At 62.3% G+C, this 25,435-nt stretch carries 28 protein-coding genes, 1 other RNA gene and 1 pseudogene; 8 read left to right on the forward strand and 22 right to left on the reverse strand.

Annotated elements, in window-relative coordinates; translation table 11 throughout:
• Position 1 precedes the first annotated feature (1 nt).
• The 6 genes from AC0L2V_RS16790 to ssrS all read right to left on the reverse strand — a co-directional run bounded on the left by AC0L2V_RS16790 (position 2) and on the right by ssrS (position 3,201).
• A complete protein-coding gene (locus AC0L2V_RS16790) occupies positions 2-289 on the reverse strand; it encodes a BrnA antitoxin family protein (RefSeq protein ID WP_473520648.1) in 288 nt (95 codons plus the stop codon).
• On the reverse strand, positions 270-557 hold the full coding sequence (locus tag AC0L2V_RS16795) for a BrnT family toxin (RefSeq protein ID WP_292409941.1): 288 nt from the start codon (positions 555-557) through the stop codon (positions 270-272). Before AC0L2V_RS16795 ends, AC0L2V_RS16790 begins: the two co-directional genes overlap by 20 nt.
• A 60-nt stretch (positions 558-617) precedes the next feature.
• The gene (locus tag AC0L2V_RS16800; protein WP_473492175.1) at positions 618-1,385 is read right to left on the reverse strand and encodes a TerC family protein; all 768 of its coding nucleotides are present in this window, start codon (positions 1,383-1,385) and stop codon (positions 618-620) included.
• A gap of 72 nt (positions 1,386-1,457) precedes the next feature.
• Positions 1,458-2,282, reverse strand: a complete 825-nt coding sequence (locus AC0L2V_RS16805) for a TIGR00282 family metallophosphoesterase (protein ID WP_023800020.1) — start codon at positions 2,280-2,282, stop codon at positions 1,458-1,460.
• Positions 2,283-2,363: 81 nt separating this feature from the next.
• Entirely contained in the window at positions 2,364-2,951 is a 588-nt protein-coding gene (locus tag AC0L2V_RS16810; RefSeq protein WP_473520649.1) for a 5-formyltetrahydrofolate cyclo-ligase, read from the reverse strand.
• Between the two features lie 94 nt (positions 2,952-3,045).
• Positions 3,046-3,201: non-coding RNA, 6S RNA (ssrS, locus tag AC0L2V_RS16815), on the reverse strand.
• Between the two features lie 181 nt (positions 3,202-3,382).
• Here ssrS and AC0L2V_RS16820 point away from each other — a divergent pair.
• The 6 genes from AC0L2V_RS16820 to msrB all read left to right on the forward strand — a co-directional run bounded on the left by AC0L2V_RS16820 (position 3,383) and on the right by msrB (position 7,831).
• Positions 3,383-4,222 (forward strand): AAA family ATPase, encoded by an 840-nt coding sequence (locus AC0L2V_RS16820; protein ID WP_287072235.1) that lies wholly within the window; start codon positions 3,383-3,385, stop codon positions 4,220-4,222.
• A 175-nt stretch (positions 4,223-4,397) separates the two neighbouring features.
• The gene (locus tag AC0L2V_RS16825) at positions 4,398-4,844 is read left to right on the forward strand and encodes a GNAT family N-acetyltransferase (protein ID WP_473520650.1); all 447 of its coding nucleotides are present in this window, start codon (positions 4,398-4,400) and stop codon (positions 4,842-4,844) included.
• 43 nt (positions 4,845-4,887) lie between these two features.
• A complete protein-coding gene (locus AC0L2V_RS16830) occupies positions 4,888-5,295 on the forward strand; it encodes a type II toxin-antitoxin system HicB family antitoxin (protein ID WP_473520651.1) in 408 nt (135 codons plus the stop codon).
• 10 nt (positions 5,296-5,305) lie between these two features.
• On the forward strand, positions 5,306-6,496 hold the full coding sequence (locus AC0L2V_RS16835; protein ID WP_473520652.1) for a vWA domain-containing protein: 1,191 nt from the start codon (positions 5,306-5,308) through the stop codon (positions 6,494-6,496).
• Positions 6,497-7,318, forward strand: a complete 822-nt coding sequence (locus tag AC0L2V_RS16840; protein WP_473520653.1) for an MBL fold metallo-hydrolase — start codon at positions 6,497-6,499, stop codon at positions 7,316-7,318.
• Between the two features lie 108 nt (positions 7,319-7,426).
• Complete coding sequence (gene msrB / locus AC0L2V_RS16845) at positions 7,427-7,831, forward strand: peptide-methionine (R)-S-oxide reductase MsrB (RefSeq protein ID WP_027152870.1); 405 nt, start codon at positions 7,427-7,429, stop codon at positions 7,829-7,831.
• Positions 7,832-7,891: 60 nt separating this feature from the next.
• Here msrB and AC0L2V_RS16850 read toward each other — a convergent pair whose 3' ends face one another.
• Positions 7,892-8,236 carry a hypothetical protein gene (locus AC0L2V_RS16850; RefSeq protein WP_473520654.1) on the reverse strand — a complete coding sequence of 115 codons (345 nt, stop codon included), beginning with the start codon at positions 8,234-8,236 and terminating at the stop codon, positions 7,892-7,894.
• Positions 8,237-8,453: 217 nt separating this feature from the next.
• On the opposite strand from AC0L2V_RS16850, the gene AC0L2V_RS16855 reads away from it, so the two are divergent.
• A complete protein-coding gene (locus tag AC0L2V_RS16855; RefSeq protein ID WP_473520655.1) occupies positions 8,454-8,963 on the forward strand; it encodes an arsenate reductase ArsC in 510 nt (169 codons plus the stop codon).
• 22 nt (positions 8,964-8,985) lie between these two features.
• Here AC0L2V_RS16855 and AC0L2V_RS16860 read toward each other — a convergent pair whose 3' ends face one another.
• From AC0L2V_RS16860 to AC0L2V_RS16920, 13 genes and pseudogenes are all read right to left on the reverse strand, one after another.
• Complete coding sequence (locus AC0L2V_RS16860; RefSeq protein ID WP_473520656.1) at positions 8,986-9,441, reverse strand: hypothetical protein; 456 nt, start codon at positions 9,439-9,441, stop codon at positions 8,986-8,988.
• 48 nt (positions 9,442-9,489) lie between these two features.
• Positions 9,490-9,750 (reverse strand): DUF2312 domain-containing protein, encoded by a 261-nt coding sequence (locus tag AC0L2V_RS16865; protein ID WP_023800031.1) that lies wholly within the window; start codon positions 9,748-9,750, stop codon positions 9,490-9,492.
• Positions 9,751-9,910: 160 nt separating this feature from the next.
• On the reverse strand, positions 9,911-13,369 hold the full coding sequence (gene pyc, locus AC0L2V_RS16870; protein WP_473520657.1) for a pyruvate carboxylase: 3,459 nt from the start codon (positions 13,367-13,369) through the stop codon (positions 9,911-9,913).
• Positions 13,370-13,602: 233 nt separating this feature from the next.
• Positions 13,603-14,721: a branched-chain amino acid ABC transporter substrate-binding protein gene (locus AC0L2V_RS16875; RefSeq protein ID WP_287240313.1), complete on the reverse strand. Its 1,119-nt coding sequence runs from the start codon at positions 14,719-14,721 to the stop codon at positions 13,603-13,605.
• A gap of 139 nt (positions 14,722-14,860) precedes the next feature.
• The gene (locus tag AC0L2V_RS16880; protein ID WP_027152865.1) at positions 14,861-15,208 is read right to left on the reverse strand and encodes a DUF6867 family protein; all 348 of its coding nucleotides are present in this window, start codon (positions 15,206-15,208) and stop codon (positions 14,861-14,863) included.
• A 17-nt stretch (positions 15,209-15,225) separates the two neighbouring features.
• Entirely contained in the window at positions 15,226-15,954 is a 729-nt protein-coding gene (locus AC0L2V_RS16885) for an ABC transporter ATP-binding protein (protein ID WP_027152864.1), read from the reverse strand.
• Entirely contained in the window at positions 15,954-17,099 is a 1,146-nt protein-coding gene (locus AC0L2V_RS16890; protein WP_473520658.1) for an ABC transporter ATP-binding protein, read from the reverse strand. The genes AC0L2V_RS16885 and AC0L2V_RS16890 overlap by 1 nt, the downstream gene beginning before the upstream one ends.
• A pseudogene (gene livM / locus AC0L2V_RS16895) lies at positions 17,099-18,592 on the reverse strand (high-affinity branched-chain amino acid ABC transporter permease LivM); the annotation flags it as partial. The gene AC0L2V_RS16890 and the pseudogene livM, both read right to left, overlap by 1 nt.
• A gap of 106 nt (positions 18,593-18,698) precedes the next feature.
• Positions 18,699-19,601, reverse strand: a complete 903-nt coding sequence (locus AC0L2V_RS16900; RefSeq protein ID WP_023800038.1) for a branched-chain amino acid ABC transporter permease — start codon at positions 19,599-19,601, stop codon at positions 18,699-18,701.
• A 335-nt stretch (positions 19,602-19,936) separates the two neighbouring features.
• Positions 19,937-20,938: a 4-hydroxyproline epimerase gene (locus AC0L2V_RS16905; RefSeq protein ID WP_473520659.1), complete on the reverse strand. Its 1,002-nt coding sequence runs from the start codon at positions 20,936-20,938 to the stop codon at positions 19,937-19,939.
• 12 nt (positions 20,939-20,950) lie between these two features.
• The gene (locus AC0L2V_RS16910; RefSeq protein ID WP_473513307.1) at positions 20,951-22,204 is read right to left on the reverse strand and encodes an NAD(P)/FAD-dependent oxidoreductase; all 1,254 of its coding nucleotides are present in this window, start codon (positions 22,202-22,204) and stop codon (positions 20,951-20,953) included.
• A 34-nt stretch (positions 22,205-22,238) separates the two neighbouring features.
• A complete protein-coding gene (locus AC0L2V_RS16915) occupies positions 22,239-22,553 on the reverse strand; it encodes a GNAT family N-acetyltransferase (protein ID WP_473520660.1) in 315 nt (104 codons plus the stop codon).
• Between the two features lie 106 nt (positions 22,554-22,659).
• The gene (locus AC0L2V_RS16920; RefSeq protein WP_473513303.1) at positions 22,660-23,553 is read right to left on the reverse strand and encodes a dihydrodipicolinate synthase family protein; all 894 of its coding nucleotides are present in this window, start codon (positions 23,551-23,553) and stop codon (positions 22,660-22,662) included.
• A 69-nt stretch (positions 23,554-23,622) separates the two neighbouring features.
• Between AC0L2V_RS16920 and AC0L2V_RS16925 the strand changes: the two genes are divergently transcribed.
• The gene (locus tag AC0L2V_RS16925; protein ID WP_287072218.1) at positions 23,623-24,315 is read left to right on the forward strand and encodes a GntR family transcriptional regulator; all 693 of its coding nucleotides are present in this window, start codon (positions 23,623-23,625) and stop codon (positions 24,313-24,315) included.
• Between the two features lie 67 nt (positions 24,316-24,382).
• Here AC0L2V_RS16925 and AC0L2V_RS16930 read toward each other — a convergent pair whose 3' ends face one another.
• Positions 24,383-24,697, reverse strand: coding sequence for a hypothetical protein (locus AC0L2V_RS16930; protein WP_473520661.1), 315 nt, complete (start codon positions 24,695-24,697; stop codon positions 24,383-24,385).
• 283 nt (positions 24,698-24,980) lie between these two features.
• Positions 24,981-25,280 (reverse strand): hypothetical protein, encoded by a 300-nt coding sequence (locus tag AC0L2V_RS16935; RefSeq protein WP_473513298.1) that lies wholly within the window; start codon positions 25,278-25,280, stop codon positions 24,981-24,983.
• Positions 25,281-25,435 lie beyond the last annotated feature (155 nt).

Genomic DNA, 25,435 nt, shown 5'->3' on the forward strand with positions numbered 1-25,435 from the left:
CTCAGGACCGCCGTTTTTCCTGCTCCGTCACATGACGACGGAGCACGCGGTTGATCTCGGTTTGATAACCGCCACCCTTGACGTGCTCCTTGAACCAGGACAGCACATCAGCGTCGAGCCGAATGGTCACCGGTTGCTTGAGCGGCCGATAAAGATGCCCGCGGCGAGCGTGAACCCAGTTCTCGGTCGGGGCTTCCGGAATGTCGGAAGTATCGATTTCGTCGTCAGGCAAATCAGCCAGCTTGGCAAGCTGGTCGCGCTGATCCTGGCTAAGCTCCTTCCTGCTCATAGCGCCTCCTTTCATGCGGCGTCGCTTTTCGGGCGCCGATAATCCGCACCCGTTCTTCATCTTCGAGATCAGGGTATGTGTGCACAACGAGCAAAACCACCAACATCTCGATCATCCCAATCGCATGCCATCGTTGCTCCCCATCTTCGAACCGGTCAGGCACGATGAGATGAAGCGGATCGTCGAAGACGCCTTTTGCGAGATCGAATGCGACACCGTGCTTGGCAAGATTGCGCCTGGCCTTTTCAGCATCCCACTCGAACTGCAAGGCCGCACCATCATTTACAATATTGTACGTACAATTCCGTAAGAGTCAAGCGTCGATGACTCAGTGCCCCGCGCCGGCCTTTGCTTTTCTTCGACGTCGCGCCAGCATGTTGAGGCCCTCGACAAGAGCGGAAAAGCCCATGGCGGCGTAGATGTAGCCCTTCGGCACATGGAAGCCCATGCCGTCGGCGATCAGCGTCATGCCGATCATCAGCAGGAAGCTCAGCGCCAGCATGACGATGCTTGGGTTCTTGGCGATGAAATTGGCGAGCGGTCCAGCCGCCAGCATCATCACGCTGACTGCCACGATCACGGCGATGTACATGATGGCGATCTCGTCGGTCATGCCGACTGCGGTGATGATCGAATCGATCGAGAAGACGAGGTCGAGCAGCAGGATCTGGAAGACGGCGCCGCCCAGCGAAAGCTGCAGCGTTTCGCCGATCATCGTGTCCTGATGGTCCTCGAGATCGACCGTGTGGTGGATTTCCTTGGTCGCTTTCCAGACGAGGAACAGGCCGCCGGCGATCAGGATCAGATCGCGCCAGGAGAACCCGTGGCCGAACGCGGTGAATACCGGCGCCGTCAACTGGACGATGATCGAGATGGTGGCAAGCAGCACCAGCCGCATGATCAGCGCCGCCGAAATACCGATTCGCCGGGCGCGGGCCCTCTGCGCCTCCGGCAATTTGTTGGTCAGGATCGAGATGAAGATCAGATTGTCGATGCCGAGCACCACCTCCAGCACGATCAGCGTCAGCAACGCGACCCATGCAGTCGGATCGGAGACAAAGGCGAAATGTGGCGCCAGGAATTCGATGAGCTGCATGGAGGTCGTCCCCTCTTACGATCTGAAGCAGGCGTTGCCGGCAATTAGGTACTACAATCGCTTACATCAATGTCATGACCAGAACGAGGGCGCGGTTTCTTCGAGCCGCGGCCCGCGGCGAAACGGCGCAATCCGCTCGGTCAGGCCGCTGCGATCCGAAATGTCGACGCCGACGCCGCACAAAGTCGCCGGGCCGCTCGCCGCCTCGAAGCGCCCTTTCGGCACCTTCGACAGAAACCGGTTGAGCGGCTCCTCCTTGTCCATGCCGAGCGAAGAATCATAGTCGCCGCACATGCCGGCGTCTGAGATATAGCCGGTGCCGCCGTTGAGGATATGGTGGTCGCCGGTCGGCTGATGCGTGTGGGTGCCGACGACCAGGCTGGCGCGGCCGTCGACGAAGTGCGCAAAGCACATTTTTTCAGAGGTCGCCTCGGCATGGAAATCAATGACCACCGCATCGGCCTGTTCGCCAAGCGGGCAGGCGGCAAGCTCGCGCTCGCCGGCCTGAAATGGATCGTCGAGTTCAGGATGCATGAACACCCGGCCCATGATGTTGGCGACCAGAACGCGCGCGCCGTTCCTGGCGATGTAGACGCCCGAGCCCCGCCCCGGCGTGCCCTTGGGGAAATTGGACGGACGCAGAAAGCGTTCCTCGCGCGGCGCGAAAGCCAGCGCATCGCGCTGGTCCCAGACATGATTGCCGGTTGTGACGACGTCGGCGCCCGCCGAGATCGTCTCGCGAAAGATCTCTTCGGTAATGCCGAAGCCGCCGGCGGCGTTCTCGCCATTGACGATGACGAAGTCGAGTTTGAAATCCGAGATCAGGCCGGGCAGTTGTTCCCACACCGCCGTGCGTCCCGTCTTGCCGACCATATCGCCGAGGAAGAGAAGTCTCATCTAAACATGATCCCGAACCGAAGGTCAGCGAAGCAAAAAGCTGCATGACTTCCGGAAAAGACCATGCGTCCAGGAACTTATCTACAATTTCGGCGCGAACCGGCGCAACCCGCTCTCGGTGAGTATTTCCGGAATGGTCACGTCATGCGGCTCGTCCGGCACCAGCGCCACCTGCTGGCAGTCGAAAGCAATGCCGATCAGCCGCGGCGGCTGCCCCTTGTCGACCAGCCGCGCGATGGCACGGTCGTAATAGCCGGCGCCATAGCCAATGCGGTGGCCGCGCGCGTCGAAAGCCGCGAGCGGCACCAGCATCACCTGGGGATCGAGCACCTCGGCCTCCTCATGCGGCCCGACGGTGCCGAACCCCATGTCGATCATCGGCGCGCCGCGCACCAGTTCGCGAAAGACGATAGTGGTCTTGTCGAGAATCGCCGGCAGGCAAAGCCGTGCACCTTTTTCGCGCAAGGCGAACATCAACGGCCGGACGTCGACTTCCGAGCGCATCGGCCAGAAGCCGGAGACGATCTGGCCCGGCTCCATCGCAATGCTGTCCCGCGCCGTCTCGGCCATTTCGAGCGCTGCCTCCACCCGCCAGAACGGATCGAGCGCGTCGCGGCGCCCGAGTGCTTCGCGTCGCAACTGACTTTTCAGGTCTTTCGAGGATGTCATGCGCCGACGATAGAAAAGGTCAGATTTGGATGGAGTTTTAGGAGCGACGTTTTCCACCGCATGATCCACCGAAGGGTGGATCCTTTGCGTCAAGTGACGATCCACACAACCGGTGGAGAGAGCGATCCCGGGAACCTACAAAGTAGGTGGGCGCCGTATGAGAAAACCCACGGGTCTTCCCAGGGACAGCTCCCTAGGGATCATTAAGGCCCCGGGGAAAATGTTCTCCTGCCGGGAAGCGCAGACCGTCACGCCCAATATAGGCCGATGGCAGGCCAAGCGCCAGAGAGACGGCCATGTTCGGCGGCTTTATTCGTCGCAAGGTCCTGCCTGGGAGCTGCGCGGCACATGGGTTCACCGCGCCCTCGCCGCTGCGCCTTGCATGGGCTGGGCTGTCTCCTTACGGTTGCCATGAAAACCGAGGAGCAAAAATGCGTTTCGAAGGCACGGCGGCCTATGTCGCCGACAAGGATCTGATGGTGGCGGTCAATGCGGCAATCGCGCTGGAGCGGCCATTGCTGGTCAAGGGCGAGCCCGGCACCGGCAAGACCGAACTGGCCAGGCAAGTGGCGGCCGCGCTCGGTCTCGAGCTGATCGAATGGCATGTCAAGTCGACGACAAGGGCGCAGCAGGGCCTCTACGAGTATGACGCCGTGTCGCGGCTGCGCGACAGCCAACTCGGCGACGAGCGCTTCAACGACATCAGCAATTATATCAAGCGTGGCAAGCTGTGGGATGCCTTCGCGACGGCCAAGAAGGTCGTGCTTCTGATCGATGAGATCGACAAGGCTGACATCGAGTTCCCCAACGATTTGCTGCAGGAACTCGATCGAATGGAGTTCTTCGTCTACGAGACCGGCGAGACGATCCGCGCCGCTGTGCGCCCGATCGTCATCATCACCTCCAACAACGAGAAGGAACTGCCGGACGCTTTCCTGCGCCGCTGCTTCTTCCACTATATCCGCTTTCCCGACGTCGAGACGCTGCATCGGATCGTCGACGTGCACTATCCCGGCATCAAGCAGAACCTGGTGCGCGCCGCACTCACCCAGTTCTACGAAATCCGCGACGTGCCGGGCCTGAAGAAGAAGCCGTCGACCTCCGAGGCACTGGACTGGATCCGCCTGCTCGTGACCGACGATATCGCGCCCGAGGATTTGCGCGGCGACCCGAAAAACGCACTGCCCAAGCTGCACGGCGCGCTGTTGAAGAACGAACAGGACGTGCATCTGTTCGAGCGGCTGGCCTTTATGGCGAGAAGGCAGGGGTGAGGAGCGGTCGGCCAAAGGCCGACGAAAAGCCAACGATTTGGCTTTTCGAGCGACGAACGCCCGAAGCCATAGCGCAGGGCCGGGCATGCGGCGGACAGCGCTTTCCCGTTGCTGGACCGTTGCCGCCGTCCGGGCACCGGGGCAGCCTTGGCCCGAAGCTTCGGAAGGAAATGAAATGACCGAGATCACCGTCCGCCCACTCGCACAATCCGACCATGCCGACTGGCAGCGTCTGTGGACTGATTACCTCGCCTTCTACGAAACCAAACTGCCGGAAGACGTCTACGCGGTCACCTGGAAGCGGCTTTTCACGGCGGGGGAGTTCGAACCAAAGGGGTTCATCGCCACGCTCGGCGGCAAGGCGGTCGGCCTCACCCATTACCTCTACCATCGCTCCTGCTGGTCCGAAAAAAACAACTGCTATCTGCAGGACCTGTTCGCCGACCCGGACGTGCGCGGCAAAGGCGTCGGCGCCGCCCTGATCGAAGCAGTCAAGCAGGAAGCCGGCAAGATCGGCGTCAAGAACGTCTACTGGATGACGCACGAGACCAACACCACCGCGCGCAAGCTCTACGACCACGTGGCGCGCAGGACCGGCTTCATCGAATATGATCTGATGTGACGAACGGTCGATCGCCCGGCTTACCGGATGGATTTAAGAAGGAATGATGACGCACTATGTCGGAATTCTCGACGGCGCAGATGATGTCTGGGGAGTGCGGGTCCCGGATCTTCCCGGATGTCACGGCGGTGGCGCAAGTCCCGAGGAGGCGATAGCCGATGCGACCTCCGCCGTTCGCGAATGGGCCGAGGCACGAATGGCGAAGCACTTGCCCTTGCCCGGCGCGCGCACGGTGCCAGATCTGCTCCGACTGGGCGAAATCGATAGCGCTGCCGGCGAATCTGCCGTGATGATCCCCGTGCTGATCGATTCCGGACGGCCTGTCCGAGCGAATCTGTCGCTCGACGCAGGTCTCTTGGCGGCAATCGATGCCGAAGAGAGCCGACGCGGCCTCACGCGTTCCGCCTTCATCGCCAGCGCCGCTCGCGAGAAGATCGAAGGGCACAGATAGAAGTCGGACGATGTTCATCCCCTTCTTCCTCGAACTGAAGGCTGCGCGGGTTCCCGTCTCGCTCCGGGAATATCTGTCGCTGCTGGAAGGGCTGGAGGCGGGGCTGGTCGACTATGACGTCGAAGGTTTTTACTATCTCGCCCGCTCGGCACTAGTGAAGGACGAGCGCCACATCGACCGTTTTGACCAGGTTTTTTCGCACATCTTTAGGGGTGTCGAAGCGCTGGCTGGCGAAAACCCGGTCGACGTCGAAAACATCCCGGAGGAATGGCTGCGGCGGCTTGCCGAAAAGCACCTGACCGATGAGGAGAAAAAGCTGGTCGAGGCGCTGGGCGGTTTCGAAAAGCTGATGGAAACGCTCAAAAAGCGGCTGGAGGAACAGAAGGGCCGCCACCAGGGCGGGTCGAAATGGATCGGCACCGGCGGCACCTCACCCTTCGGCGCCTATGGCTACAATCCCGAAGGCGTTCGCATCGGCCAGCATGAGAGCCGCAACCGCCGTGCGGTGAAAGTCTGGGACAGGCGTGAGTTCAGGAATTTCGACGATGCCGTCGAGCTCGGCACCCGCAACATCAAGATCGCGCTGAAGCGCTTGCGTCGCTGGGTGCGCGAAGGCGCCGAGGAAGAGTTCGACCTGCCCGGCACCATCCACTCCACCGCCGAGCACGGCTATCTCGACGTGCAGACACGGCCCGAGCGGCGCAATGCCGTGAAGCTGCTGATGTTCTTCGATGTCGGCGGCTCGATGGACGATCACATCAGAAGCGTCGAGGAGTTGTTTTCGGCCGCCCGCGCCGAATTCCGCCAGCTCGAATATTTTTACTTCCACAACTGCCTCTACGAGGGCGTGTGGAAGGACAATCGCCGCCGCCATGCGGAGGTGATTTCGACTTTCGACCTGCTCCACAAATACGGTCCGGACTACAAGGTGATCGTCGTCGGCGATGCCTCGATGAGCCCCTATGAGATTGCGCATCCCGGCGGCTCGGTCGAGCACTGGAATCCGGAGGCCGGCGTCGTCTGGCTCGGCCGTCTGCTGCAGCAATGGCCGAACGCGGTATGGCTCAACCCCGAAAGCGAAAAGCACTGGGGTTTTACCCATTCGACCGCCATGATCCGCGACATCTTTGGCGGCCGCATGTTTCCGCTGACGCTCGCCGGGCTCGAGGCCGCGACGAAGCAGCTTTCAAGGAAGCACTGAATGGATCCACGCAAAACAGGACGGCCGACCTGTTTCCTCTGCCTGCAATGTGGCGTCCAGTTCGCGGCGGCAGCCGCGCCGCCGCAACATTGCCCGATCTGCGAGGACGAGCGGCAATATGTGCGCTGGGAGGGTCAGGCCTGGATCACGCCGCAAGAGCTCGCCGCCGGGCATCGGATCGTGATGAAGGACGACGCCGGCGTGCTCGCCTTCGGCATCGAGCCGCGCTTCGCCATCGGTCAGCGGGCGCTGCTGGCACAGTCGCCGCACGGCAATGTGCTGTGGGACTGCATCTCGATGGTCAGCGACGAGGCGGTGGCCGAAATCAACCGACGAGGCGGCCTCATCGCGATCGCCATTTCGCACTGCCATTATTATTCGGCGATGGTCGAGTGGAGCGAGGCGTTTGGCGGCGTGCCGATCTATCTGCATGCCGATGACCGCAAGTGGATCATGCGGCCGCATCCGGCTGTTGTCAGTTGGCAGGGCGAGACGCGCGCCCTGAACCCCTCGCTGACACTTATCCGTTGCGGCGGTCACTTTGCCGGCGGCCAGGTGCTGCACTGGAAGCGCGACGGCGGCGACGCCATCCTGGCCGGCGACATCCTGCAGGTGACGCCAACCCGCCGCCATGTCAGCTTCATGTACAGCTACCCGAACTACATCCCGCTCAATGCGGCGAAGGTACTCCGCATCGCGTCGGCACTGGAGCCTTTCGCGTTCGACCATATCTATGGCGCATGGTGGAACCAGAACGTCATCGGCGATGCAAAGACGGGATTTGCAAGGTCTGTTGCGCGGTATCTCGCAGCGATCGCCTGAGGAATTCTTCGCGGCAGGATTGGAAATACGGGCAAACGCCGTAACAAATGCCTATTTTAGGCGAACTTGGGAAAGCAGCCCAATAGCAGCATGAGCTAAGAGGCAAAGATGGATAGTCACACCTACCCTGTTACCCGAACAGATGCCGAATGGCGCGCCCGGCTGACGCCGGAGCAATATGCGGTGATGCGCAATCACGGCACCGAGCGGCCGGGCAGTTGCGCGCTGCTCCACGAGAAGCGCGCCGGCACTTTTTCCTGCGTCGGCTGCGACCAGCCCTTGTTCGAATCCAAGCTGAAGTTCGAGAGCGGCACCGGCTGGCCAAGCTTCAACGATCCGGTGCCCGGTTCGGTCGAGACGACTGTCGACCGCAGCTACGGCATGGTCCGCACCGAATGCCACTGCGCCCGCTGCGGCAGCCATCTCGGCCACGTCTTCGAGGACGGCCCGCCGCCGACCGGCCTACGCTATTGCATCAACGGGGTCGCGCTGAAATTCGAGCCGGCTGCCTGACTGGAATCCAGACGTTGTCAAACAACGGCTTCCGCCGGCCTTTGCCGGCAGCACTGTCCGTCAGATCACCACCACCAGGATCAGCCACAGCACAGCCCCCAGTGTCATCAGCGAAGCCTTGACGCCGCCGGTTTTCTCGGCGATCCGCCACACCGCAAAAGTCAGGAAGAAATTGTACGGCACCGGTGCGAAATGCACCGCCAGAACGAGAGCGAGCGGTAGCTTCAGCCCGAGCAGGATCAGCGCCAGCACCGACACGGCGATGTTGATCGCCGTGCCGACAAGGACAAGATCGCGCCAGAACAGCCGGTCTAGCGGCGCCGTGCCTTGCCAGCGCGAGCGGAAGAAACCCGCCGCACGGCCTGCCTTGCCGTCTTCGCTTTCGAAAGTCTCTGGCGCACTCATCGACGCGGCTTTCCCTCATTCGACAGCCGCAGAGATTTCCAAAGCAGCAAGCCTGTCAACGCAAATCGATCATCGCCAGGCAAGCGTATGATTTGACAAATTGTCATCAAACGGTCGTGAAACCTTTCTACGTCGCCCTTGTCGGCGTTTCGGCAAAGACACCTTGCCGGACTCTGCCGCCCCCATCATCCAGTCGCCTGCCAAGGGAGGTTTTGAGATGAGCGATAATGTCTACAACGTGCTGTTTCTTTGCAACGCCAATTCGGCGCGATCGATCATGGCGGAAGCCATTCTCAGCCGGATGGGTGGCGGCAGGTTCAAGGCGTTTTCCGCCGGTTCGCAACCGAAGGGCGAGGTCAATCCCTACGCACTGCAGCTGCTCGAAAGCCTCGGCTACGATACGAGCTTCGCCCGTTCGAAAGGCTGGGACGAGTTTGCCGAGCCCGACGCGCCGGAAATGAATTTCATCTTCACGCTTTGCGACAGCACCGCGAATGAATCCTGTCCGATCTGGCCGGGTCATCCGATGACCGCGCTCTGGTCGATACCGGACCCAGGCAAGGCAGACGGCACCGAAGCCGAACTGCATCTTGCCTTTGCCGATGCCTATCGCATGCTCAACAACCGCATCTCGCTGTTTACCAATCTGCGAATGGATGCGCTCGACCATCTGGCGCTGCAACAGCATCTCGATCGGATTGGCCGCGCCACGGCGAAGCCGAACTAACTCAAGCCACTGTGACGCGAATTCACGGTCCGGCTTCGTCACCCCCGCCCAGCACCTCGGTAACAGCGCGCTCGAAGCGCGATGCTTCCGTCACCAGCCAGTCGGCCATGGCCGGCCAATTGTCCTCGGCAAAACAGTTCACGCGCCACAGCGAATTGATGCCGAGGCCCTTGCAGCTCTGTTCCGGCCTGAGCTTCAACCTGTCTTCGATCGCCGGCTGGAACGGCTTCAACCGCAACCAGGCTTGCGTGGCACCGAACTTCTCGTTGCGGCCGAAGAAGACGCCGACATGGTTCTGCGCCGGCGCGACATACATGGAAAGGACCAATGCGAAGTCGGGCAGCCCGCGCTGCCAGAACCAGGGTCCGCGCCGCGCCATCTGAGGCCTTTCTTCCGGATGCCGTTCCGCGAACAGCGTCCAGAAGCCGCGTTGGCGGAACTCAGAGGCGCGGCGGCCGCCAAAGTCGAATTCGCTCATGGTTCGACCCGTTGCGGGCGCAACCGGCGCCCAGGGCTGTTACCAGCCTTACACCATGCCGAGTGCGGCTTTGTAGAGATCGAGGATGGTTTCCTCCTCTTGCCGCTCAGCCTGGTCCTTCTTGCGCAGCCGGATGATCGACCGCATCGCCTTGGTGTCGAAGCCGGTGCCCTTGGCCTCGGCGAACACTTCCTTGATGTCGTCGGCGATCGTCTTCTTCTCTTCCTCGAGCCGCTCGATGCGCTCGATGAAGGCTCGCAGCTGGCCGGCGGCAACAGTCTGGCTGGTCTCGGTGATGTCGTCGGCCATTTTTTCTCCGCGTCGTTTTCCATGCCGCGACTCACGAACCGTCGCGGCGAATTTGCAGCGGTTCGATGCCCGACCGGAGGCGACCGGTCAAGCTGTTATCGATGCGGCATGAAGGGCTGCCGCCAGACGCAGACAACTCTGCTTGGGCAACATTTCTGTCTCATCCGAAGGCGATCAGCAGATCCTTGGCGTCGATCTGGTCGCCGGTCTTGACCAGCACTTCGGCGACAACCCCATCACGCTCGGCATGCAATGCCGTCTCCATCTTCATCGCCTCGATGGACAAAAGCACGTCGCCGGCCTTGACCGCCTGGCCGGCGGCAACGGCGAGCGCCGAGACGACGCCCGGCATCGGTGCGCCGACATGCGCCTCGTTGCCGGGCTCGGCCTTGCGCCGCGCCTTGGCGGCGGAAGCGCCGTGCGCCCGATCCGGCACTTTGACCCGGCGCGGCTGGCCGTTGAGCTCGAAGAACACGGTGACCATGCCCTTCTCGTCGACATCGCCGATGGCCAGGCAGCGCACCACCAGCGTCTTGCCCTTCTCGATGTCGACAAAGATCTCGTCCTCCGGCTTCATGCCGTAGAAATAGGTCGGCGTCGGCAGCACGCTGACCGGCCCATAAGTTTCCTGCGCTGCGGTAAAGTCGGAGAAGACCTTCGGGTACATCAGCCACGAGGCGAATTCGAACTCGCTGAGCTTGCGTTCGAGCTTGTCTTCGATCTCCTTGCGGCTGGCCTTGAGCTTGGCAGCTTTCAGCAGCGAACCGGGCCGCACGGCGATCGGTTTGTCGCCTTTCAGCACCTTCTTCTGCAGTGCCTCCGGCCAACCGCCGGGCGACTGGCCGAGGTCGCCGCGCAGCATCGACACGACCGAGTCGGGGAAGGCGATATCCCTGGCCGGATTTTCGACATCGGCAACCGTCAGGTCCTGGCTCACCATCATCAGCGCCATGTCGCCGACAACCTTGGACGACGGCGTCACCTTGACGATGTCACCGAACATCAGATTGACGTCGTGATAGGTCTGCGCCACTTCGTGCCAGCGCGTCTCCAGCCCGAGTGAGCGCGCCTGCTCCTTGAGGTTGGTGAACTGCCCACCCGGCATTTCGTGCAGGTAGACTTCCGAGGCCGGCCCCTTCAGGTCGCTTTCGAAGGCAGCATACTGGTTGCGCACCGCCTCCCAGTAGAACGAGATGTTCCTGATCCATTGCGGGTCGAGGCCCGGATCCCGCTCAGTGCCCTTCAGCGCCTCGACGACCGAGCCCAGGCAAGGCTGCGAGGTGTTGCCGGACAGGGCATCCATCGCCGCGTCGATGGCGTCGACACCGCTGTCCACCGCCGCCAGCACCGTCGCCGCCGACAGGCCTGACGTGTCGTGCGTGTGAAAGTGGATCGGCAGGTCGGTCGCCTCGCGCAGCGCCTTGAACAGTGCGCGGGCGGCATTCGGCTTCAAGAGCCCGGCCATGTCCTTGACCGCGACGATATGGGCGCCGGCCGCCTGCAACTCCCTGGCCAGCGCGACGTAGTATTTGAGGTCGTACTTGGCTCGGGCCGGGTCGAGTATGTCGCCGGTGTAGCAGATCGCTGCTTCGATCAGCTTGCCTTCGGCGCCGACCGCGTCCATGGCGACGCGCATGTTGTCGACCCAGTTCAAACAGTCGAAGACGCGGAACAGGTCGACGCCGCCGCTTGCTGCCTGTTTAACGAAATGCTGGACGACATTGTCGGGATAATTGGTGTAGCCGACGCCGTTGGCGCCGCGCAAAAGCATCTGCAGCAACAGATTGGGCGCTGCCTCGCGCACCAGCGACAGCCGCTCCCACGGGTCCTCGGTGAGAAAGCGCATGGCGACGTCGAAGGTCGCCCCGCCCCAGCATTCGAGCGACAAAAGCTGCGGCAGCGCGCGTGCATAGGTGCCGGCAATGCCGGCGATGTCATAGGTGCGCACGCGCGTCGCGAGCAGGGATTGGTGTCCGTCGCGCATCGTCGTGTCGGTGACCAGCACTTCTTTGCATGCGCGCATCCAGGCCGCGAATTTCTCCGGCCCAAGCGCGTCGAGCTTCTGCTTGCTGCCATCGGGCACGTTGCCGTTGAGGTAGGGCACCATGGGTGCCGCCGCATCGGCCTTAGGCTGCGGCCGGCCACGGGTTTCGGGATGGCCGTTGACGCTGACATCGGCCAGGTAGTTGAGCAGCTTGGTCGCGCGATCCTGCCGCTTCACGCTCGCGAACAGTTCCGGTGTCGTATCGATGAACTTGGTCGTATAGGAATTTTCGGCGAAACTTGGGTGATTGATGATCGCCTCGAGGAAGGTGAGGTTGGTCGCCACCCCGCGAATACGGAACTCGCGCAGCGCCCGGTTCATGCGGGCGATGGTCTCGGCCGGCGTCGGCGCCCAGGCCGTCACCTTCTCCAGCAGCGGATCGTAAAAGCGGGTGATGACCGCGCCGGAATAGGCGGTGCCGCCATCGAGGCGGATGCCGAAACCGGTGGCGCCGCGATAGGCGGTGATGCGGCCATAGTCGGGGATGAAATTATGCTCGGGATCTTCCGTGGTGATGCGGCACTGCAGCGCGTGGCCGTTGAGCCTGATATCCTTCTGCGCCGGCACGCCCGATTCCGCCGTGCCGATGGCAAAGCCATCGAGGATATGAATCTGCGCCTTGACGATGTCGATGCCGGTCACCTGCTCGGTGACGGTGTGCTCGACCTGGATGCGCGGATTGACTTCGATGAAGTAGAATGTGCCGGTGTCGGCATCCTGCAGGAACTCGACCGTGCCGGCGCCGACATAGCTCGTCTCGCGCGCGATCTTCAGCGCGTAGCCGCAAAGCTCTTCGCGCTGCGACATTTCGAGATACGGCGCCGGCGCGCGCTCGACCACCTTCTGGTTGCGGCGCTGGATCGAGCAATCGCGCTCGAACAGGTGCACGGCATTGCCGTGTGTGTCGCCCAGCACCTGGACCTCGACATGGCGGGCGCGCTCGATCAGCTTTTCGAGATAGACCTCGTCCTTGCCGAAGGCGGCTTTCGCTTCGCGCTTGCCCTCCGTCACCTCGCGGGCGAGATCGACTTCCGAGCGGACGGCGCGCATGCCGCGGCCGCCGCCGCCCCACGACGCCTTCAGCATCACCGGATAGCCGATCGTCCTGGCGAGCGCCTTCACCGTCCCGATGTCGTCCGGCAAGGGATCGGTGGCGGGGATTACCGGCACGCCGACCTCGATCGCCAGGTTGCGTGCGGCGACCTTGTTGCCGAGCCTGCGCATCGTATCCGGCTTGGGTCCGATGAAAATAATGCCGGCCTTGGCGCAGGCTTCGGCGAATTCAGGGCTTTCCGACAACAGCCCATAGCCCGGATGGATGGCATCGGCGCCCGAAAGCCTGGCGACGCGGATCACTTCCTCGATCGACAGATAGCTTTCGATCGGTCCCATATCCCTGTTCAGATGCGGCCCGCGCCCGACCTGATAGCTTTCATCCGCCTTGAAGCGGTGCAGCGAGTATTTGTCCTCCTCGGCCCAGATCGCCACGGTTTTGAGGCCGAGCTCGTTGGCCGCGCGGAAGACGCGGATGGCGATTTCGGACCGGTTGGCGACAAGGATCTTCGTGATTGCCAAGGACAAGGCTCCGGACGCTGACGGAAGGGGAACTGCGCCATGATTAACGCGAAAATGCTGCAGCGCAAACAAAATCGGGCGACGGCCATTAAACCGATTTAAATCCGCTCATTGGGTAGAGCGCCGCGCCTTCCCTCGAATGCGCAAAGGTGCCCCGAGGAAGGTAAAACGGCACACATAAAAATGCCCGGCGCGAGGCGCCGGGCATTCCGAAATTGTCGTCGTCGGCAGGCTTACATCTTCTGGACGTAGGTGTATTTGCCGTCGTCGCCCTTCTTCCATTCGTACATGACGTAACCAGGCAGTGTCGGATCGCCCTTCTCGTCGTAGGAAAGATCGCCCAGCACGGTCTTGAACGGGCCATTGGCCTTGAGAGCCTTGGCAACTTCCATCGGATCGTTCGACTTGGCGGCTGTGGCGGCTCCCACGATCGCCTGCATGGCGGCGTAGGAATAAAGCGTGTAGGCCTCCGGCTCGAAGCCCTGCGCACGGAACTTCTCGACCAGTTCCTTGTTCTCCGGGATCAGACGCGGATCCGGGCCGAACGTGTTCAGCGTGCCCTCGACCGCGTCACCGGCGATTGAGGCCAGTTCGTTCGACACGATGCCGTCGCCGGAAACCAGCGTGGCCTTGAGGCCCTGGTCAGCCACCTGGCGGATGATCAGTCCGGCTTCGGTGTGCAGACCACCCCAATAGATGATGGAAACGCCGGCTTGTTTCATCTTGGCGATCAACGCCGAGAAGTCCTTGTCGCCGATATTGACGCCTTCATACATGACTTCCGTCACGCCGGCAGCGTTCATCGCCTTCTTGGTCTCGTCGGCAAGGCCCTGACCATAGGTCGTCTTGTCGTGGACGACCGCGATCTTGGCATCCTTGAAGTTCTCCGCGAGATAGGCGCCGGCGATGCTGCCCTGCTGGTCGTCGCGTCCGCAGGTACGGAACGTGTTCCACAGGCCGCGCTCGGTGAACTGCGGGTTGGTCGCGGCCGGCGTGATCTCGAGGATACCGTTCTCCGCGTAGACTTCCGATGCCGGGATCGAAACGCCCGAGTTGAAGTGGCCGACCACGAACTTGACGCCGTCGCCGACGAACTTGTTGGCGACCGAAATGCCCTGCTTCGGATCGGAGACGTCGTCACCGACCGTGAGCTTGACCTGCTCGCCGTTGATGCCGCCGGCCGCATTGATGTCGGCGACAGCCTGTTCGGCGCCCTTCTGCAACTGCGCGCCGAAGGCGGCATTCGGGCCGGTGATCGGACCGGCAACGCCGATCAGGACGTCAGCCCACGCGCTTCCGCTGAACGCGACGAGCGCGGTCAGGGCGACGGCGGACAAAAGTGATTTTCTCATGTAAAACGCTCCCATTTACAGAGTGGGCGTGGATGATGCTTTCATGCGATGCCCACCTTTACTCGCAGAAAGCGTACTTTGCCGATTTTCAGGCACTTGTCACGCCGATTCATCCGCGAAAAGGCGTTAATGATGAACGTCAACCTTTTGGTTTCCAACTCAAAAGCGATGCTCTTTCGTAGAGCCAGCTATACTGTGTCACCATCTGGTTGGTGCGCGTGTATTGATAGCCGATGAAGCCCAATATCATCAGGACGATGGTGTCGACGATGTAGTAGTGCAGCGAAAACATCGTGCCGCCGAACAGCGCGTGATGGATGAACCTTACGGCTATACCGAGGCCGAGCAAATAGGCGAACAATTGGACGACGCTGCGCCATGTCTGGGCGCAGGCCTTGCCCGTCATCCACGCCGCCCAGCCGCCAAGCAGGCAGGTGACGAAGAAGAACTGCCAGACCGAGGGTTCCTCATAGAGAATGCCCTGCATAATGAAGACTCCTGAACTCAGTGATGGCCGCCTTCGAGATAGGCGGCGCGCACGTCCGGATCGGCGAGCAGCTCCTTGCCGGTGCCGCTCATCGTCACGTTGCCGTTGACCATGACATAGCCGCGCGTGGCGAGCTTCAGCGCGCCGAAGGCGTTCTGCTCGACCAGGAACACGGTCAGCCCCTGCGTGCGGTTCAACTCTCGGATGGCGTCGAAGATCTGCTTGACGATCAGCGGCGCCAGGCCCAGCGACGGCTCGTCGAGCAAGAGCAGTTTCGGCCGCGCCATCAGCGCACGTCCGATCGAAAGCATCTGCTGCTCGCCGCCCGACAGCGTGCCGCCGCGCTGGGCAATGCGTTCCTTCAGGCGTGGAAACAGCGTGAACACCTTCTCGACGTCCTCGTCGTAGTGCTTGAGGTCGTCGAGGCTGGCGCCCATCTGCAGGTTTTCCATCACCGTCATGCGCGGGAAGATGCGCCGGCCCTCCGGAGACTGGGCGATGCGCATGCGCGCGATCTCATGGGTCGGCAACTGGGTGATGTCGGTGCCGGCGAAGGTGATGGTGCCCGCCCGCGCCCGTGGTGCACCAAAAATGGTCATCATCAGCGTCGACTTGCCGGCGCCATTGGCGCCGATCAGCGCCACGATCTCGCCCTGCTTGACGGTGACATCGACGCCGTTCAGCGCCCTGATGTTGCCGTAGTAGGTCTGGACGCCCTTGATGTCGAGCAGCGTTGTGCCGGCCATCATTCATTCCCTCCGCCCCGGTTGGAGTCGCCCGGTGTCTTGGGCTTTGCCGCGGGGGATTTCGCGGCGGAAGGTTCCTCCGTCGGTTTGGCTTCGGCCGGCGATGCGGGCTTTGCCGCCGCGCCCGACCTTGCATCGACCTGCCCGGCTTTCGACGCGCCCTTCGACACCGTGACGCGTTCGCCCTCACGGTGTCCGACCGTTTCGGTCACCGGTCCGGCGAAATACGAGGACGACGAGCCCGGACCGTGCGTCGAATCCGGGCCGGTGTCGAGTTGCTCGATGACGTCTTCGTCACCGACCTCGATCAGCACCGTCTCGACATCCTCGTCTTCGACGCCGAGATAGGCGGCGATGACACGCGGGTCGGTGCGCACCGCATGCGGACTGCCGTCCGAGATCTTGCGCCCATATTCGAGCACCACGACGTGGTCGGAAATCTGCATGACCACCGCCATGTCGTGCTCGATCAGCAGGATGGAGGTGCCGGTGTTGTCCTTGATGTCCATAAGGAGCGCGTTGAGCGCCATTGATTCCTTCGGATTGAGCCCGGCCGCCGGTTCGTCGAGGCAGAGCAGTTCCGGACCCGTGCACATGGCCCGCGCGATCTCCAGGCGCCGCTGCGCGCCGTAGGGCAAGTCGCCGGCCGGATCGTCGGCTCGATCGACGAGGTCGGCCTTTTCCAGCCAGTGCTTGGCGAGATCGATCGACTCGGCCGACGCCGTCCGGTAGCCGCTGAAGCCAAACAGGCCGAGGACAGTGTAGCCGGACGCCTTCATCAGCTTGTTGTGCTGCGCCACCAGCAGGTTCTCCAGCAGCGTCATGCCGGAAAACAGGCGGATATTCTGGAAGGTGCGCGCCACCTTGGCTCGCGCCGGAATCTCATGGTTCGGCAGCCGTTCGAGCAGATAGCTCGAGCCGTCGCGCCGGTTGAGTGTGAGCATGCCCTCAGACGGCTTGTAGAAGCCGGTGATGCAGTTGAACACGGTGGTCTTGCCGGCGCCGTTCGGCCCGATCAGCGCGGTGATCTCGCCGCGCCTGGCCTGGAAGGACAGGTCGCCGATGGCGACCAGACCGCCGAACTTCATCGACAGATGTTCGACCTGCAGGATGGCATCGTTCACGGATGGGCTCGCATCGCTCATCAGCCGTGGCCCTCCTTGGTGAAGGAGCCGGATACAGCCCTGCTCTCCTTGAGAAAGGCTGTCGGTTCACGACTGCCGACGAAGCCGCGCGGCTTCCACAGCATGACGATGACCATGGCCATGCCGAACAGCAGCATGCGGTAGAGTTCCGGCGTGAAGTCGGGACCGAAGACCTGCTTCAGGAAATCGAGTTCGCGCAGCACCTCGGTGCCACCGATCATCACCATGGCGGCGACGGCGATGCCAACCAGCGAACCCATCCCGCCGAGCACGACGATGGCGAGGATGATGGCCGATTCCAGGAAGATGAAGGATTCGGGGCTGACGAAACCTTGCCGCGCGGCGAAGAACGAGCCGGCGAAGCCGCCGAACATGGCGCCGGTGGCAAAGGCGGTGAGCTTGGTGGTGGTGGTGTTGATGCCGAGCGAGCGGCAGGCGATCTCGTCCTCGCGCAGCGCTTCCCAGGCGCGGCCGACGGGCATGCGCCTGAGCCTTATGGTGACGAAGGCGGTGAGCAGGCAGAGCCCGAGGATCAGGTAGTAGAGGAAGATTTTGTAATAGGCGCTCGACGTGGCGATGTCCAAGACCTTGGCGATGTAGTTCGGATCCGAGACGTTGAACGACATCAGTCCGAAAAACGTGACCTTGGGAATGCCGGAGATACCGGCCGAGCCGTTGGTAACCTCACGCCAATTGATCAGCACGAGACGGATGATCTCGCCGAAGGCCAGCGTCACGATCGCCAGATAGTCGCCGCGCAGGCGCAGCACCGGAAAGCCGAGCAGCACCCCCCAGAAGGCGGCCATGGCGCCGGCGGCAGGCAGCAGGATCCAGAACGACAGGCCGTATTGCGTGCCGAGCAGCGCATAGGCATAGGCGCCGACGGCATAGAAGGCGACATAACCAAGGTCGAGCAGGCCGGCGAGGCCAACGACGATGTTCAGCCCCCAGGCCAGCATGACATAGATCAGGATCTGAATGCCGTAATTGTCGACCCATTTCAGAGAACCCTGGAACCCGGCGGCCACCGATCCTCCATACACAGCAAGCACCAGCACAACGATGATTGGGTAGAGCGCCAGTGCGGTTATGCCCAATGCCGAGAAATGGGCATGGATGAAGGTTCGGAAATAAAACATCACCGAGGCGAGGGCGTAGATGGTCGCCAGCGCTCTCAGGAACCGTGCATAACCGGCCAGGCCGGGGCCCAGCAATCCGTCAAGGGAGCCGGCAAGGAAAACCAGCACGGCCACTGTGACGATGGCAGCGATGAAATACGGCAAGCGGAAGAACCGCGCCGCCATGCTCTGCGGTAGCAGGCCGGTGGCGACGTCGACGATCTTCTGATTTGCCAGGAAAGGCTGTCCGTAGGCGACATAGAGAAAACGGCCAGCCATGGTCAGCACGACCACGACTGCAAGAAGCCACCAGCGCTGTACAAGGATCAGCTCGTTGGAGATGTTCTGATCGGTCCTCAGGCCGATGAACAGCACGAACAGGCCGAGCGCGATGGCGCCGGCATAAAGCGCTTCGCGGGTAGCGCGCTGCATGGGAGTGGCGACGATGTCGCGCTCCGGAGACGTGGTGACCGCCATGAACTCAGACCTTTTCGACTTCTGGCCGGCCGAGAATGCCGGAAGGCAGGAAGATCAGCACGATCGCCAGGATGGAGAAGGCCGCGACGTCCTTGTAGTCGATCGAGAAATAAGCCGACCACATGCTTTCGATGAAGCCGATCATAAGCCCGCCGAGCACGGCGCCGGGCAACGAGCCGATGCCGCCGAGCACGGCCGCGGTGAACGCCTTCACGCCGGGCGTGAAACCGTCGGAGAAGGCGATGACGCCATAATACATCAGGAACAGCGTGCCGGCGACGGCGGCAAGGGCCGCACCCATGACGAAGGTGATCGAGATGGTGCGGTCGACGTCGATGCCGAGCAACGCCGCCATCTTGCGATCCTGCTCGCAAGCCCTTTGGGCTCGACCCAGCGAGGTCTTGTTGACCAGGTACCAGAACAGCGCCAGCAGCAGCGCGGTGACGATGACGATGACGATTTGCTTCAGCGACACGCTGACGCCCTCGATATTATAGACCTTGGACACCATCGGCGGGATCGGCTTATTGCGCGGCCCCTGCGTCACCTGGACGAAGTTTGACAGCGCGATCGACATGCCGATCGCGGTGATCAGCGGCGCCAGCCGGAACGACCCGCGCAACGGCCGGTAGGCCACCTTTTCGATCGTCCAGTTGTACAGGCTGGTCAACAGCATCGCGACGATCATCATGACCAGCAGCGCGATCACCACCGGCACCGAATAGAACATCGCGCCGAGGATGAGGAAAACGATGAGGGCGGCGAAGGCGCCGACCATGAAGATGTCGCCATGGGCGAAATTGATCATGCCGATGATGCCGTAGACCATCGTGTAGCCGATCGCGATCAGTCCATAGATCGATCCCAGCGTCAGCCCGTTGATAAGCTGCTGGACAAAATACTGCATGCTGTCGTGGCTCCCCTGGAATGTCGCCCATGCAGACGCATTCCTTTTCGTATTTCCCCTAGTCGTAAAGTTTCGAGCCCGGATTGCAACGTCATTCTTTAGTCGGCATGCGTGATTTTGAAGCACGCAATCGGATTGCCCGTTCTTCCCTTCCCGGCCTCTGGACTATCGCCGACCCTATCATTGGCCTAACGCAATGTCTTTGGCGATTCGTCGTCAAAATGCACGATGCTTCGAAGGAATCGCCGTAAAAATAAGTTGATGAGCGGGATCGTTGCGCCGTCTGGGCAATCGATCCTTGCATTCTGTTCGATTCCCCTGCGTCAGGATTCTCTCTATTTGACGACGAATCCGTGCGCGAACGGATCGCGATCGTCGATGAAGATCGTGTTCAATCCGGTCATGCGCGCCCAGCCGCCGATCGAGGGGATGATCGCCGGCTTGCCCGCCACCGTGACTTCCTTCTCGACCCTGCCCTTGAACAGCGAGCCGATGATCGATTCGTGGACGAATTCGTCGCCGGTCCCAAGCTTGCCCTTGGCGTGAAGCTGCGCCATCCGCGCCGAGGTGCCGGTGCCGCAAGGCGAGCGGTCGATCGCCTTGTCACCGTAGAAGACGGCGTTGCGCGCATCCGCCTGGCTGTCGGTCGGCGCACCCGTCCACAGTATGTGCGACAGCCGGCCGATGCCGGGATTCTCGGGATGCACGAAGGCGTATTTTTCGTTGAGCCGCTGCCGCACCATCGGGCTCCAGGCGATGAGGTCGCCGGCAGAGTGGTCGGCCATGTCGCGATAGGTCTTCTGCGGCTCGACGATGGCGTAGAAATTGCCGCCATAGGCGACATCGACGCTGATCTCGCCGAGCTGCGGACATTCGACAGTCAGACCCTCGGCATGGAGGAAGGACGGCACGTTGGTGATGCGCACCTCCTCGACATATTCGCCGACCTGCCGGTACTCGGCGGTGACCAGGCCGGCCGGCGTGTCCAGCCTGAGCGAGCCCGGTGTCTTCGGCTTGACCAGCCCGTGCTCGATGGCCATCGTCACCGTGCCGATGGTGCCGTGACCGCACATTGGCAGGCAGCCCGAGGTTTCGATGAACAGGATGGCGATATCGCAATCGGGCCGCGTCGGCGGATAGAGGATCGAGCCGGACATCACGTCATGGCCGCGCGGCTCGAACATCAGCCCTGTTCGGATCCAGTCATATTCGGCCAGGAAATGCGCGCGCCGCTCCATCATCGTCGCGCCGTTGAGCAGCGGTCCGCCCCCGGCGACCAGCCGCACCGGATTGCCGCAGGTGTGACCGTCGATGCAGAAGAAGGAGTGGCGCGCCATTTCTAGATCCCGTCAGAAGCGGTTCGGAGAAAACGGAGACAGATCAAACACCGGATTTTGGCCGAGAATGAGATCGCGAACCAGGCGTCCGGTGGCAGCCGCCTGGGTGAGGCCGAGATGGCCGTGGCCGAAGGCATAGACTATCGTGCCGGCCCGCCTGGCGCCACCGATCACCGGCAGCGAATCCGGCAGCGATGGCCGCAATCCCATCCATTCACGGCCGCCGGCCGGGTCAAGCCCCGGCAGGAATTTCTGTGCCTTGTCGAGCAGCGCTTTCGAGCGGGCGTAGTTGGGCGGCCGCTCAATGCCGCCGAGCTCGACCGCGCCGCCGACGCGCACGCCGGTTTCAAGCGGCGTGACGACGAAGCCGTGGCCGGAGAAGATCAGTTGCCGCTTCACGTCGAAGGCGGTCTTCGGCAGCGTCGTGTTGTAGCCGCGCTCGGTCTCGAGCGGGATGCGGTCGCCGATATGTTTCGCCAGGAGATGCGACCAGGCGCCGGCGGCGATGACGAGGCATCTTGCCTGCCGCACCGTGCCGTCGGCGAGCGTCAATGTCGCGCCGTCCTGTCCCGCCCCGACGTGGTCGATCCGAGCCTTTTCGAAACGCGCGCCCTTGGTTTCGGCATAGGCCCAGATCGCTTTGCCCAATAATTTCGGATCCGTAACGGTCTTCCATCCCGGCACGAAAGTGCCCTTGACGAACCGCGGCGACAGGCCCGGCTGCAAGGCGGCGAGCGCATCGCCCTCGACTTGGCTGAAGCCGATGCCGAAGCGTTGCCTCGCCGCCCAGCCGGGCAGCGACGCCTTGTATTCGGCCTCGCTCTCGTAAAGTTCGAGCGAGCCGTCCTCGCGCAGCATATTTTCGGTGCCTGAGCGCGCCATCAGCCCGGCCCATTCGGCCCCGGCGAGCCGCATCATCCCGGTCTGCGCCGCGAGGCTGGCCGCGTAGCGGTCGCTTCGTCCGGCGCGCCAGAAGCGAATAAGCCAGGGCAGCAACTTCGGCAGGTAGGTGGGCGGGATGCTGAGCGGGCCGAGCGGATCGGCAAGCCATTTCGGCAGATGCCTGATCATGCCCTTGTGGGCCAGCGGCAGCACATCGGAAAACGCCAGGGCGGCGGCATTGCCGGAACTCGTTTCCTCGCAGATCCCCGTCCGATCGAAGATCGTGACGTTTCGCCCCGCCTCGGCCAGATAGGCGGCGACACAGATGCCGATGATGCCGCCGCCGATAATGGCGATGTCGACCGTCTGGTTTGGCGCCGCCACTATTGGATTTCTCCAGGACTGAGGGACTTTGTCATCAATGGGTTTTTCCGTCGGACCGAACGGCCACCCAGCCGAGGCTTTGATAGAACCCCTCTGCCTCCTTAGCGGCATTGACTTCAAGCCGCTCCAAACCAACATGGCGGGCATAGCTCTCGACTTCCTGCATGAGAATCCGGCCTAGGCCACGCCGCTGCAGATTCGGTTCGATGGCAACAAGCCTGACAACGCCGAGGCGCGGACCAGCAACGTCTAGTCTGGCAGTGCCTACCGGCTTGCCATCGTGCATGAGGAGCAGTGGGTGATTGCTCGTAAGACGGTCGTCGGGATGCTGTTCGTCATATCCATCCAAGCCCCGGTTCTCCCAAAGAACCCGCTTACGAATACGGTGATATGCCGCCCAATCTCCATCGCTTTCGACGCGTTTGAGACGGATCCGAGACGGCATAAAACCTTCCTCAAAACCTCGGCAGCTCCGGCCGCGCCGCCAGCGCATCCCGGACGATCTTCTCGACCATCTTGCGGCGCTCGCCCGACAGCGGCTGGCGCGGCATGCGCACGCGGTCGTTGGTGTTCACCGCCAGGACTTCGGCGAGCTTGATGTTCTGCACCAGATAGGTCGACACGTCGAGGTCGAGCAGCGGCCGGAACCAGCGGTAGATTGTCAGCGCCTCCTCGCGGCGGCCCTGCTTCATCAACTGGTAGATCGCGACCGTCTCGCGCGGAAACGCGGTGACCAGCCCGGCCACCCAGCCGATGGCGCCGACCGACAGCGCCTCGAACGCCAGATTGTCGACGCCGGTGAACAAATCGTAGCGGTCGCCGAAGCGGTTGATGATTTCGGTCGAACGGCGGATGTCGTCGGAGGATTCCTTGATGGCGACGAAGCGCTTGTCCTTCGCCAGTTCCTCCATCTGATCGACGGTGACGTCGACGCGATAGGCAAGCCGGTTGGAATAGATCATCACCGGCAGGTCGCCGGCCTCGGCGACGGCGCGCAACGCGGCGACCGTCTCCTCCGCATTGGTGTGGTAGATCGGGCTCGGCACCACCATCAGCCCGTTTGCGCCCTCTCTGGCGGCGCGGCGCGCGATCGCCACCGCCTCGCGGGTGCCGGCTTCGTTGACAGTCAGCAGAACCGGCTTGTTGCCGGCGATCTTCTGCGCGGTCTTCAGCACGTCGATCTTCTCGTCATGCGAGAGCATCGGCCCCTCGCCGAGCGAGCCGCAGACAATGATGCCGTCGCAGCCGGCCTCCATCTGCAGCGCAAAGCAGCGCTCCATCTCGGCGTGGTCGAGGCTGTCGTCCTCAGTGAATTTGGTCGTGACGGCGGGGAAAACTCCGGTCCACATAGCGGTCGCTCCATCTGATATATCAGTCGTATATTTATTAAGAAACGGACTGTCAACACGGATTTCGCTATGATATACCAAAAATATATCAGGAGCCCGCCTTTGATATTCAATGAAACAAGCCCGGCATTCGAGCCCGTGGCGGCGAAAGCCTACCGCGTGCTCGAGCACATGATCGTGACGCTCGAACTGGCGCCAGCAAGCTTCATCACCGAAGGCGCGCTGATCGACAGGCTGGGGCTCGGCCGCACGCCGGTGCGCGAGGCGATCCAGCGGCTGGCGTGGGAGGGACTGCTGGATGTCCGGCCGCGTGCCGGCATCGCCATTGCCCCGCTGCATCCCGGCGACTGGTTGCGCGTTCTCGATGCACGACGTGGCGTCGAGGTGGTTCTTGCCCGCTCGGCCGCCCGCTTCGTCACCCGCGAGGCCGCCGACCTGTTTCACGACGCGGCACTGGCCATGCAGAGGGCGGTGATATCGGGCAATGTGCTGGCCTTCATTCAGGCCGACAAGGCGCTCGACGAGGCGCTGGCGCTGGCGGCCGACAACCCCTTCGCCGCGCGGCTGGCGGCTCCCTTGCAGACCCACAGCCGCCGCTTCTGGTTCCGCTACAAGGCCGATACCGGGCTTGCCGAATCGGCCGAGCACCACGTCGCCCTGATCCGCTCGATCCTCGACGGCGACGAAGACGCCGCCGCCAAGGATGCCAAGCGCCTGATGGCGCTGCTGCGCGGCCATGCCGCGGCGGCCGCTACGCGCTAGAGTTCGGCAGCAAGCTTCGGCAGGCTCTTTGAGTTCCGCCCACAGGCGCTGAGCATCGCTCAATTCGTCATGCGTCCTGGTCGGTCGGGATCACCACGTTTTCCCAATGTTCGCCGGCCGCGACGATGCAGCTTCTGCCGGCGACGTCGGTGACGATGATCGTCCAGCTTCCGCTGTCGGCGACATAGACTTCCATAATCGCCATCTGACCGATCAGCCCGAAAGCAAACTGTCTTTCCTGGAACTGCTCGCTCAGGTGGGCGACGAGATCGCGATGTTCAACGCAGTAGTGATATTGGGCGCTTGCGGCGTTCGTACCCACCGCCAATGCGCCAGCAAGAATCAGGGTTTTCAATCCAACCAACAGCGATTTGCGCGCCATAGGGCATCTCCTTTGCCATCACGTCCGGCAAAGGAAGAGCCCTCATTTTGCCGGAACGATCCAGGCCGGTCCCGACGTCATCACCATCGCGTCGTTCCTTTCCGTGTTCCGGTCTGTCATCAGCGGGACGATTCCAAATGTTCCCACTATGTTCCATATGGTGTCGGCAACAAAAAAGCGCAAGCAGGCGCCCGCTGGGGCGCCTGTGGATCCGTTTCATGGTCGTCACCGAGAACCGCGGCCTGCGCGGCTATGCTAAGGCGGCTGCCACCCGCTAGGCGGCTCAGGTCCCTGGCAGCGCCGCTGTCTTCACCGCGCTCTCCCAGCCTTCACCCACCGAAACCACGCAGCTTTGACCGCGTGTGTCGCTGGCGAGGATGGTCCAGGTGCCCTGATCGGAAACGAAGACTTCAACAATCACATTCGGATTGACGACGCCGATCGCGGTTGGATTTTCCCGGAACTTCTCGCCGAGCGCCTTGATCATGTCGGCTCGTAGCGCGCATTGTTCGGCCGCTGTTGCCGGGGCCGCGGAAAACGCGGCAGCCGCGGCGCCAAGTAGCGACACCATGAGACGTGTCATCTCACACCTCCTTGCGCCGGCCGTAGCCCCCGAAGCTGTCGCCAGCGCCGTTGGTCGATCTGCCGCGTCTCCTTTGCGGCAGGATTGCAAGTTAAGGCTTCTGCTGTCCGCCTGGTTCCATCACATTAGCGTTCAGGCATACACGCCGCCGCGAC

Source organism: Mesorhizobium sp. WSM4814 (assembly GCF_055811595.1).